Here is a 9,806-nt window from a genome sequence, read left to right as displayed (position 1 = left end):
TCACCGGTGTGCGCATCGGCAAGGGCGCGGCTGCGGGAGGGCTCGCCGGTGCTGCCGGCGCGGCCGCACTCGAGGTCGGTGGCCGCGTCGCGAGCAAGGGCGCCAGCAAGGCGATCCAGGCGGGCGCGTCGGCCGCGACTCCCTCGTCGACGAGCGGGGCATCCCGCCCGGCCCCGGCCGCAGTGAAGGTCGTCCCGATGGTCGTCGACCAGACCCCGGCTCGCACCCCTGACAGCTCGAGGCGCATCGTCGTCGACGGGAACGGGATGGGCCGCATCCAGCGCACCCCCACGGGCGGCGTCGTGGACATCAGCTCGCTGCCGCCGCAGCCCCGCGCGCTCCCGTCGCCGCGGAGCGCCGAGCTGCGCAGCCGGCTGGCGATCGCGCAGGGGTGATCCGGTAGATGTCGCTCTCGTCCACGCTCGAGCGGCCAGACGTCCTCAGTGCGCCCGGCGGCGGTGATGATGACGAGAACGGCTCGCGCAAGAAGATCATCATCTGGGTCGTCGCCCTGATCCTGGTGCCGGTCGTGATCGTCGCCGGCTACACGATGTTCCTGATGATCCTGCTCGGCAGCAGCCTCGGCGGCTCCTCGAGCAGCTGCACCGCAAGCGGCACTCTCAGCTCCACCGAGCTCACCGTCACCACCACAGGCGGCTCCACCCGCACTCTGGGGGCCACGGAGCTCGGCCACGCCACGACGATCCTCGCCGTCGCCCGGAGCCTCGGCGTCTCCGCCCAGGGCCAGCAGATCGCGATCATGACCGCGCTGCAGGAATCCGGGTTGAAGATGTACGCCAACAGCACCGTGCCGGCCTCTCTCGACTACCCCCACGACGCGGTCGGCAGCGATCACGACTCGGTCAACTTCTTCCAGCAGCGGGTCTCCGGGTGGGGGACGGTGAAAGACCTGATGGACCCGACGTACGCGGCGAAGGCGTTCTTCGGTGGCCCCGAGGGGCCCAATCACGGCAGCCCTCGCGGCCTGCTCGACATCCCCGGCTGGGAGAGCATGAGCCTCGGCGAGGCAGCGCAGACGGTCCAGGTGTCCGCCTACCCCGACGCCTACGACAAGTGGGAGACCGCGGCCCAGCAGATCATCTCCTCGGTCGGCGGGTCGATCAGCTGCACCGGCGGAGAGGTCGTGGGGCAGGCAGCCTTCCCCCTCTCGCCCGGCTTCAACATGACCTCTGGGTATGGGCCTCGCGACATCGACGTCGAAGGCGCCTCCACCTGGCATGTCGCGATCGACCTGCAGCACTGGCCCAACAACTGCGGCGACCCGGTCTACGCGGTCCTCCCCGGCACCGTCACCCTCAGCAGCGACCTGTGGCTGTCCATCCGCCACCCGGACGGCTTCATCATCAGCTACCTGCACATGTACAAGAGCCAGCGCCTCGTCAACGTCGGAGACCAGGTCCAGGCCGGCCAGCAGATCGGCGTCACCGGCAACGTCCCGCCCTCCGGCGGCTGCCACCTGGATCTCCGCATCAACAAGAACGACACCACCAACAAAGCGGTCGCGGCCCTGCAGGAGGCAACCGACCTCGGCGCTCCCGCGATGTACGCCGGCTACGTGAACCCAGAAGAGTTCCTCCGCCTCTACGGCATCGAGATCTGCCCACCGGACAGCTGCCGGCGCCCCTGACCCACACACGAAGGAGACACCATGAACGAGAACCGCAACTCGGAACTGTCCGACGACACTCTGACATTGGTCTTGATCGGAACGTTCGCGCTGATGCTGCTCGGGCCTACCCTCGCCGCACGCCTCATCCCACAGGCGGCGTCCTTCCTCGTCGACGTGCACGTCCTCACCACAGAGAACGTCATCCTTCCCCTGTCCGACGCGGCAGGCCTCGACCTCGGCCGTCTGGCGATCGCCGCCGGTGGCGTCCTGCTGCTGCTCGCCCTGATCGTCTTCGCGGTCCGCCGCGCTGCCGTCCGGTCCGCGAAGAGCGCCGCGACACGATGACACGGCGCCGCCGGGCATATCGGCTTCCCACCTCGAAAAACACCGCCCGGTAGACTCGGCGATACCCGACCGAAAAAGACGAAAAGCGCTCCGGGGTCTTGATCGACCAAGACTCCGCGCCCTGGACGACGAGGCGTCCCTCAGTGCCCTCCACTACACCTTCCCCCGCCACTGGCAACAGGCTCCGCGGCTACTTCCTCCCCGTGGGCCTTCACGCGCGCATCAAGGCCGCCTGGTGGGGAACCCGGGATACTGCTGACGCCGCTCCGACCCTCGCCTCGCTCGTGGCGCAGCTGCTCGTCGCCGGCGCCGGCCGTCTCGAAGACCGATACAACGACGGTGAGCCCTTCCCCGCCGCTCCCGAAGGAGCTCGCGGCCGCGCGCTCGGCGACGGCGAGCAGCGCAACCACAGCTACTTCCTCCCCGATGCCGTGCACGCCCGAGCGAAAGCGGCCTGGTGGGCAACGCGCGATCGCGACGCCGGCTATCCGTCGATGTCGTCGATGGTCGCCGCCCTGCTCACCGAGGAGGCAACGCGACTCGAGGAGAAGTACAACGCGGGTGCCCCGTTCCCCGAAGCGCCGATCGGCGCTCGAGGGGTGGACCCGGAGGCCGCCAGGCGGCAGGCGGAGATGATGGCCAGCCTGTGGGCCGAGCGGTCTCACGCGGCCCGGAACGACTAGCTCCAGCTGGTGGCGAATCCGTCAGGTGGGCGGCGCGGTCTGGGTGTGCAGCGGGTGAAGCAGCAACCCTGCATGTGTCGGATCTCACTCGACTTGTCACATCGCGGATGGGCTGACCGGGGGTTCTCTCGCTCGCGGAGCATCCCCGGCAGAGCGGTCTGTCTCGCACGAGTTGTCGCGGATCCGACGCCTGCTGCTCTCCCCCTCGCAGCCCTACGCGATGTCTCCCCTTTCACGTCTGAGTGGCCATCGGTCTGATCGGGCCATGAGCAGGATCAGTTTCGCGCGTCGCCCCCGCCCTCTGGTTCCGCGCTGCGGGCGTCATCGTCGTGGCAGGCTTCTTCGCGTCGTTGGTTACCGGTGTCTGCTGCCCCGGCGCCCCCGCCAGCGGAACATCGACGTGCGGAACGTTCGAGCGCTTGACCGCCGGGATCGACAGATCACGTGGCTCTGGCTCGCACGGACGGTCATCGTAGGCGCCATCGCGGCGCTCGAGGTGGGCGTCTTCGGTCGAGTCACCCTTGGCCGACTTCCTTGCGGGCATGGCACTGTTCGGGAGCTCGAGCGGACGCAGGGAGGTCATGAAATTGCCTTTCGCGGATAGCGGAGGCGATGAACGCTGCGTTCACCTATGGTTGGGGTCGTGGTCGCATTGCGCCCATACGATGTGCGGCGAACCCGAAAGGTGATCACCGGCTACATGAACTCGCCCCTCAACGAGCCGCCGCTCGGCGGAACCATCGACCACATCCTCTCGATCCTGCCGTCGCTCGTACCGAGCGCGCAGCGCGTCGCCCGCATCTGCGCCGAGCGACCCCACGACGTGGTCGACATGTCGGGCGCCGACCTCGCCGAAGCCGCCAACACGTCGCCGGCCACCGTCAGCCGCACCGCCCAGGCGCTGGGGCTGCGCAGCTTTCAGCACCTGCGCATGCTGCTCGTGCGTGACCTCGCCGCCGACGCCACCGCCGCGCCCGACGCACCCGCCGGCACCGAGGGCTTTCTGCGGTGGCTGGCCGAGGGGCGGGTGGGATGCTGCAGACCGCGCTCGCCTCGATCGACCCGGTCGCGTTCGACGCCGCTGCCGACGCCATCGCCCGCGCGCCGCGCCTGCTGATCTCGGGCACCGGCGCCTCGCACGCCGCCGCCCAGGCGTCGGCCGTCGCGTTCGCCGTCAACGGCCGGCCCTGCGAAGCGCCCGCTGACGGCGTGGTCGCCCACCTCACCGCCCGCGTGCTCGCCCCCGGTGATGTGTGCCTCATCGTCAGCTCGAGTGGCGCCAACTCGGTGACCCTCGCGGTTGCGGACGCCGCCGTCGACGCCGGCGCCACCGTGATCGGGGTCACGAGCTTCGCCCGTACCCCGCTCACCACCCGCGCCGACCACCTGCTCGTCGCCGGTGCGCGCTTCCAGGCGTGGGATCAAGGCATTCTCGGCAGCGGGCTCGTACAGCTGCTCGTGCTCAACGCCCTGCAGATCGCCGTCGCCGACCGCATGAGCGACGCCGCCGACCGCGCGCGCCTCGCGGTGCGCGAAGAGGTGCTCGACATCGTCGCCGACGACGGCTCCGACGCCGAGGCATCCGACGTGCCAGACGTTATCGACCACGGCGATGGGCGTTGACACTCCGTTTGCAGGAAATTCACTTTCCTCGATTGCAATAGCTCTGCAAGCGGATTTCGCGGGAAGGCCCCGGTTCGTCAGGTCGCTTGCAGAAGGCGACTCATGGGAACGATCCAGCTCTCTGGTGTCGGTCGCTCCTTCAAGAGCACCGCCGCCGTCAGTGATATCGACCTGATCATCGAAGACGCCGCCGCGCAGATCACCGAGTCCACCGGTGCCCCCTCGATGAGCGCGTCGTGCGTGATCACCGGCGGCAGCTGGTGCATGCAGGGCCTCTTCCTCTCGAACGGCGCCCAGGTGCTGAGCGATGACCGCACGACGATCGAGTTCGGCTCGGACGCCGCGATCGATACGGTCGCGACCTTCACCGAGATGTACGAGGACGGCGTGCTCACCAACGAGGACTTCACCAGCCAGTACGAGGCGTTCGCGCAGGGGAAGACCGCGATCCACGTCAACAGCTCGGCCCTGCAGGGCGCGTTCATGATGGGCGCCGAGGCCGGTGGCTGGACCCTCGACGCTCACACCCTGCCCGCGTTCGGAGACCAGGCGGTCGTGCCCACCAACTCGGGCTCGTTCCTCGCGATGTTCGCCACCGACCCCGCCAAGCAGGCCGCCGCGTGGGAGCTCATGCAGTTCATGACCAGCCCCCGCGCCTACGAGATCATCTCGACCCAGATCGGGTACCTACCGCTGCGCAGCAGCATGGCCGACGAGGGCGGACCGCTCTATGACTGGGTCGAAGCCAACCCGCTCGTGAAGCCCAACCTCGAGCAGCTCGACGCGCTCGAGCCGTGGGTGTCGTACCCCGGCGACAGCTACGCCCAGGTCGACCAGGTGCTCGCCACCGCCATCGAAGACGCGGTCTTCTACGGCGCCGACCCGGCCGCCACTATGACCGAGGCCGCCGAGCGCGCGCAGGGGCTGATCGAATGACCATCGACCTCGACCTGACGCCTTCGGCGACGGATGCCGCGGCCGCTTCGTCGCCGGATGCCGCGACCGCGGCGCCTCGTGAGCGTCGCCACGCCGTGGCCGGCCTCTACAACCTGCGCGACACCGGCGGCTACCGTGCAGCCGGCGGCACCAGCCGGTGGGGCAAGCTGCTGCGGTCAGATGCTCTGCACCGCATCGACGCGACCGGTCGCGACCGGCTGGCCGAGATCGGCGTCGCCCACATCATCGACCTGCGCGGCGGCGACGAGCGCGCCACAGCGCCGAGCGCGGTCGACGGGCTCGAGGTCACCGTGCACCACCTGCCCGTGTTCGACGACGCCGACCCGGCCGCGCAGGCCACCACGCACGTCGGACTCGTGCCCGTCTACGACCACATCGTCGACGAGCGCGGGGCGCAGCTGGTCGACGCGATCCGGGTGATCATCGCGGCTGACGACGACGACGCGGTGCTCGTGCACTGCACCGCCGGCAAAGACCGCACCGGTCTCGTCGTGGCCTTCGCGCTCGCCGCCGCCGGGGTCGACCGCGACGACGTCGTGGCCGACTACGCCGCCACCGCCGAGAACCTGCGCGGCGAGTGGTCAGACGCGATGACCGCCGTCTTCGAACAGCGCGGCATCGAACTGACCGCGGGAATGGTCGAACTCATCACCGAGAGCCCCGCCGAGGTGCTCGAGGCGCTGCTCGAGCGCATCGACCGCGAGCACGGGTCGATCAGCGCCTACCTCCTCGCCCACGGACTCACCCCCACCGAGCTCGAGCGTCTCACCGCCGTGATCATCGACCCCGCCGCCACCGCGGTCTGATCGGAAGGAACACACACCATGTCGCACATCGCGAGCCAGCATCCCGCTCCCGAGCACTTCATCCTGCATGTCTCTGACACCCACTTCGTGGGCGACGGCGACCTGCTGCACGAGCGCATCGACAGTGACAAGAACCTCGCAGAGCTGTTCGACGGCTTCACCAAGGCCAACGCCCGCCCCGAAGCGATCGTGTTCACCGGCGACCTCGCCGACACCGGCCGCCCCGACGCCTACGAGCGCCTGCGGGCCATCGTCGAGCCCGCCGCCGAGAAGCTCGGTGCCCAGGTGATCTGGGTGATGGGCAATCACGACGAGCGCGTCGCGTTCCGCCGCGGCCTGCTCGACGAGGAGGCCGACCAGTCCGAGCCCGTCGACCGCGTCTACGACGTCAACGGTCTGCGCATCATCGCGCTCGACTCGACGGTGCCCGGGCAGCACCACGGCGAGATCAGCGACGAGCAGTTGGCGTGGCTGCGCCGCGAGCTCGAAGTCCCCGCGCCCGACGGCACCCTCATCGCGCTGCACCACCCGCCCGTGCCGAGCCCGATCGGGCTCATCGCCCTGGTCGAGCTGCGCGACCAGGAGCGCCTCGCCGAGGTCATCCGGGGCACCGACGTGCGCGGCATCCTGGGCGGTCACCTGCACTACTCGACCACCAGCACGTTCGCGGGCGTGCCCGTGTCGGTCGCGTCGGCGACCTGCTACACGCAGGACCTCGCCGTCGCCTACCCCGGTGCCCGCGGCCAGGACGGCGGCCAGTCCTACAACCTCGTGCACGTCTACGGCGACCGGGTGCTGCACTCCGTCGTGCCGATCGGGCAGTTCCCGACCGTCTACGAGATGACTCCCGAGATGCTCGAGGCGTTCATGAACATGACCCCCGACGAGCAGCTCGCCGCCGTCAACGCGTCGGCGGGAGAGTAGTCAGCCCGTGAACAATAATGTCTCGTATCTACATCTCCTCGAACGGAGCAGTTCATGACGGATTCCACGCTCGGCGCAGTCTCTGCGACCGCGATCACGAACACCAGGGTCTTCGACGGACACAGTCTGAGCGCCCCCACGACGGTCGTCGTCCAGCCCGACGGGCGCATCGGTGACGTATCAGCGGATGCGGTCGTCGTCGGTGCCGCTGTCGTCAACGCGGAAGGTACGGTGCTCCTTCCTGGCCTGATCGACTGTCACATGCACCTGAAGGGGCGCGAGTCCCTCGAGACGCTCGCCACGTACGGTGTCACCACCGGCCTGGACATGGCGACATGGCCCGCATCACAGTTCCAGTCGTTGCGGGGACTGAGGGGAGTCGCTGACTTCCGCACCGCCGGCATGGCGGCGACATCTCAGGGCAGCACGCACAGCCGCATTCCGACCTATCCGGACGTCGCGCTGGTCGATTCCCCCGACAAGGCGGAGCGGTTCGTCGAGGTGCAGGTGGCAGACGGGGTGGATTACATCAAGATCATCGCCGATCTGCCCGGTCCCACCCAGGACGTGCTCGATGCACTCGTGGCTGCTGCGCACGCGCGGGGGCTCAAGGTCATCGCGCACGCAGCCCTGTACGAAGCTGTGCGTATGAGCCTCGCTGCGGGGGCCGACATGATCACCCATGCTCCACTCGACCGCGCGCTCGACGATGCGACGGCTGAGACGATGCTCGCCCAGGGCACGGTGTTCATCCCGACCTTGACGATGATGAAAGGCGTCGCCGCGAATCTCACCGCAGCGGGCGTTCCCGGTGTGAGCTATGCACACGCCCACGAGAGCACGCGCGCGATGCATGCCGCGGGCGTTCCGGTCCTGGCCGGCACCGACGCCTACATCGGGTCCTTCACACGGGCATCGCCGCCATACGGCGAGAGCATGCACGACGAAGACGCCTACATCGGGCTCCTCGAACGGGCAATGCCGCCATACGGCGAGAGCATGCACGACGAACTCGCTCTGCTCGTGGACGCCGGCCTGTCAACAGCCGAAGCGCTGCGCGCTGCCACCTCGACGGCCGCGCACGCGTTCTCACTCGACGATCGGGGGGCGATCACCCCCGGATTGCGAGCCGACCTCGTGCTGGTGGACGGCGATCCGCTCACCGACATCGCTGCCGCGCGTCGCGTTCTGCGTGTGTGGTGCGGCGGCATCGAGGTGTGAGGGCGTCCTCTCGACCGCGGTGTCACTCCACGGCGGTGTTCGCGCCGTGGTGCCACGCGAGCACCCGGTTCTCGACGACGATGAGCAGCAGGTTGAACACGTACCCGAAGATCCCGATGAGCACGATGCCCGACCACATGTCCGTGATCGCGAACGACCTCTGCGACTGAAGAACGAAGACGCCGATCCCGTTGCCTCCCGCCATCATCTCGCTCACGACGACCATGATGAGCGCGAGCGAAAGACTCGTGCGCATTCCGGCAAAGATCTGCGGAGCTGCCGCGGGAAGTGCGACCTGCAACTCGTAGCGGAACCAGTGGATGCCGTACACCCGGGCGGTCTCGCGCAGTCCGGGGTCCATTCCTCTGATTGCAGCTTCGGTATTGAGGAGCACGGGCCAGAGGCAGATGAAGGTGATCAGAATCACCTTCGCGGTGTCGTCGAGGCCCAGCACGATGATGACGAGGGGAATCAACGCGACCGCAGGGATCGCGCGCAGGAACTCGAGCACGGGTGCGAACATCGCCTGGAGGCGGTGCGCCTGACCGAGAACGAACCCCACGACCACGCCGATGACCACAGCGCCGATGAACCCGATCATCATCCTGGAAAGACTCGGCAAGACGTCGCTCGCCATCCGCGCGAAGAGCCAGTTCTCCTGGAAAGCGACTAGGGCGTGTCTCCCAAAGGTTTGGGCTGGTCGCTGGAACGCTCGGTGTGTGTCTCGAACGGAGTTGCTGACTGATGCGCAGTGGGAGCTGATTGCTCCGTTGATGCCGTCCTCGCAGGGGCGTCGTGGTCGGCCGTTCGCCGATCATCGCACCGTGGTGGAGGGCATCATCTATCGCTACCGGACCGGGATCGCGTGGCGGGACTTACCCGGGTGCTTCGGGCCGTGGCAGACGGTGTGGAAGCGGCACCGCCGCTTCAGCGGTGATGGGACGTGGGACAAGATCCACAGCGTCCTGCTGGCCCATGCCGACGCCGCCGGGCTGATCGACTGGGAAGTCTCGGTGGACTCCACGATCAACCGCGCCCATCAGCACGCCACCAACCTGCCCCGGGACACAGGGGGACCTGACGAATTACACGAATCTGCGCATCGAGCCGCCTGATCACGCCATCGGCCGCTCCCGCGGCGGCCTGTCGACGAAGATCCACCACCTGTGCGACGGGAACATGCGGCCGCTGGTGATGCTGCTCGGGCCCGGGCAGGGCGGGGACTCCCCGATGTTCGAGCACGTGATGAACGCCCTGCGGGTACCGCGCCTGGGTGGGGGCCGGCCACGCACCAGGCCCGACCGGGCGCTGGGTGACAAGGCTTACTCTTCCCGGGCCAACCGCAAGCTGTTGCGCCGGCGCGGCATCCAGGCCGTCATCCCCGAACGCGATGATCAGATCGCCAACCGCAAGCGCCGCGGCGCCAAGGGTGGTCGCCCGGTCACCTACGACACCGAGGCCTACAAGCGCCGCAACGTCGTCGAGCGCGGATTCAACATCTTCAAGCAATGGCGCGCCTTGGCCACCCGCTACGACAAACTCGCCCTGACCTATCGCGGCGGCGTCGTCCTACGCGCCATCACCATCTGGCTCAAGGCTTTAAGAGACACGCCCTAG

General features: G+C 68.4%; 13 protein-coding genes. 11 read left to right on the top strand and 2 right to left on the bottom strand.

The genetic code is table 11. From position 1 onward, the window contains the following. From B3587_RS03430 to B3587_RS03415, 4 genes are all read left to right on the top strand, one after another. A partial coding sequence (locus B3587_RS03430; protein WP_414683110.1) for a hypothetical protein occupies window positions 1-395 on the top strand: 395 nt, incomplete at its 5' end. An 8-nt stretch (window positions 396-403) separates the two neighbouring features. Beyond that, window positions 404-1,648 (top strand): M23 family metallopeptidase, encoded by a 1,245-nt coding sequence (locus tag B3587_RS03425; protein ID WP_292726564.1) that lies wholly within the window; start codon window positions 404-406, stop codon window positions 1,646-1,648. A 21-nt stretch (window positions 1,649-1,669) separates the two neighbouring features. Beyond that, window positions 1,670-1,975 carry a hypothetical protein gene (locus B3587_RS03420; protein WP_292726562.1) on the top strand — a complete coding sequence of 102 codons (306 nt, stop codon included), beginning with the start codon at window positions 1,670-1,672 and terminating at the stop codon, window positions 1,973-1,975. Window positions 1,976-2,118: 143 nt separating this feature from the next. Continuing rightward, window positions 2,119-2,658 (top strand): hypothetical protein, encoded by a 540-nt coding sequence (locus B3587_RS03415; protein WP_292726560.1) that lies wholly within the window; start codon window positions 2,119-2,121, stop codon window positions 2,656-2,658. Between the two features lie 232 nt (window positions 2,659-2,890). On the opposite strand, the gene B3587_RS03410 is transcribed toward B3587_RS03415, so the two are convergent. Beyond that, on the bottom strand, window positions 2,891-3,241 hold the full coding sequence (locus B3587_RS03410; RefSeq protein ID WP_005052795.1) for a hypothetical protein: 351 nt from the start codon (window positions 3,239-3,241) through the stop codon (window positions 2,891-2,893). Window positions 3,242-3,301: 60 nt separating this feature from the next. Between B3587_RS03410 and B3587_RS03405 the strand changes: the two genes are divergently transcribed. The 6 genes from B3587_RS03405 (at window position 3,302) to B3587_RS03380 (ending at window position 8,189) form a co-directional block, all read left to right on the top strand. Next, on the top strand, window positions 3,302-3,775 hold the full coding sequence (locus tag B3587_RS03405; protein WP_164743636.1) for a MurR/RpiR family transcriptional regulator: 474 nt from the start codon (window positions 3,302-3,304) through the stop codon (window positions 3,773-3,775). Next, complete coding sequence (locus tag B3587_RS03400; protein WP_005052796.1) at window positions 3,691-4,281, top strand: SIS domain-containing protein; 591 nt, start codon at window positions 3,691-3,693, stop codon at window positions 4,279-4,281. Before B3587_RS03405 ends, B3587_RS03400 begins: the two co-directional genes overlap by 85 nt. A 102-nt stretch (window positions 4,282-4,383) precedes the next feature. Beyond that, entirely contained in the window at window positions 4,384-5,217 is an 834-nt protein-coding gene (locus B3587_RS03395) for an extracellular solute-binding protein (protein ID WP_005052797.1), read from the top strand. Continuing rightward, window positions 5,214-6,044: a tyrosine-protein phosphatase gene (locus tag B3587_RS03390; RefSeq protein WP_005052798.1), complete on the top strand. Its 831-nt coding sequence runs from the start codon at window positions 5,214-5,216 to the stop codon at window positions 6,042-6,044. The genes B3587_RS03395 and B3587_RS03390 overlap by 4 nt, the downstream gene beginning before the upstream one ends. Window positions 6,045-6,062: 18 nt before the next feature. Continuing rightward, a complete protein-coding gene (locus B3587_RS03385) occupies window positions 6,063-6,968 on the top strand; it encodes a phosphodiesterase (RefSeq protein WP_005052799.1) in 906 nt (301 codons plus the stop codon). A gap of 54 nt (window positions 6,969-7,022) precedes the next feature. Then, window positions 7,023-8,189 (top strand): amidohydrolase family protein, encoded by a 1,167-nt coding sequence (locus B3587_RS03380; RefSeq protein ID WP_045245739.1) that lies wholly within the window; start codon window positions 7,023-7,025, stop codon window positions 8,187-8,189. A gap of 22 nt (window positions 8,190-8,211) precedes the next feature. Here B3587_RS03380 and B3587_RS03375 read toward each other — a convergent pair whose 3' ends face one another. After that, window positions 8,212-8,793, bottom strand: a complete 582-nt coding sequence (locus tag B3587_RS03375; RefSeq protein WP_005052801.1) for an ABC transporter permease — start codon at window positions 8,791-8,793, stop codon at window positions 8,212-8,214. A gap of 169 nt (window positions 8,794-8,962) precedes the next feature. Here B3587_RS03375 and B3587_RS03370 point away from each other — a divergent pair. Further along, a protein-coding gene (locus B3587_RS03370) for an IS5 family transposase (RefSeq protein ID WP_241186004.1) occupies window positions 8,963-9,806 on the top strand; the annotation gives its coding sequence in 2 pieces (ribosomal slippage) (window positions 8,963-9,268 and window positions 9,270-9,806; 843 coding nt in all).

Origin of the sequence: Microbacterium sp. UBA837, assembly GCF_002296025.1 — a bacterium.
Lineage (GTDB): Bacteria > Actinomycetota > Actinomycetes > Actinomycetales > Microbacteriaceae > Microbacterium.
This window is presented reverse-complemented; position numbering and strand designations above follow the sequence as displayed.

What these genes read in the sequence shown, in the direction of transcription:
- B3587_RS03400 (WP_005052796.1), top strand. Translation starts at nt 3,691, where the DNA reads ATGCTGCAGACCGCGCTCGCCTCGATCGACCCGGTCGCGTTCGACGCC.
- B3587_RS03420 (WP_292726562.1), top strand. Translation starts at nt 1,670, where the DNA reads ATGAACGAGAACCGCAACTCGGAACTGTCCGACGACACTCTGACATTG.
- B3587_RS03395 (WP_005052797.1), top strand. Translation starts at nt 4,384, where the DNA reads ATGGGAACGATCCAGCTCTCTGGTGTCGGTCGCTCCTTCAAGAGCACC.
- B3587_RS03375 (WP_005052801.1), bottom strand. Translation starts at nt 8,793, where the DNA reads ATGATGATCGGGTTCATCGGCGCTGTGGTCATCGGCGTGGTCGTGGGG.
- B3587_RS03425 (WP_292726564.1), top strand. Translation starts at nt 404, where the DNA reads ATGTCGCTCTCGTCCACGCTCGAGCGGCCAGACGTCCTCAGTGCGCCC.
- B3587_RS03385 (WP_005052799.1), top strand. Translation starts at nt 6,063, where the DNA reads ATGTCGCACATCGCGAGCCAGCATCCCGCTCCCGAGCACTTCATCCTG.
- B3587_RS03380 (WP_045245739.1), top strand. Translation starts at nt 7,023, where the DNA reads ATGACGGATTCCACGCTCGGCGCAGTCTCTGCGACCGCGATCACGAAC.
- B3587_RS03390 (WP_005052798.1), top strand. Translation starts at nt 5,214, where the DNA reads ATGACCATCGACCTCGACCTGACGCCTTCGGCGACGGATGCCGCGGCC.
- B3587_RS03410 (WP_005052795.1), bottom strand. Translation starts at nt 3,241, where the DNA reads ATGACCTCCCTGCGTCCGCTCGAGCTCCCGAACAGTGCCATGCCCGCA.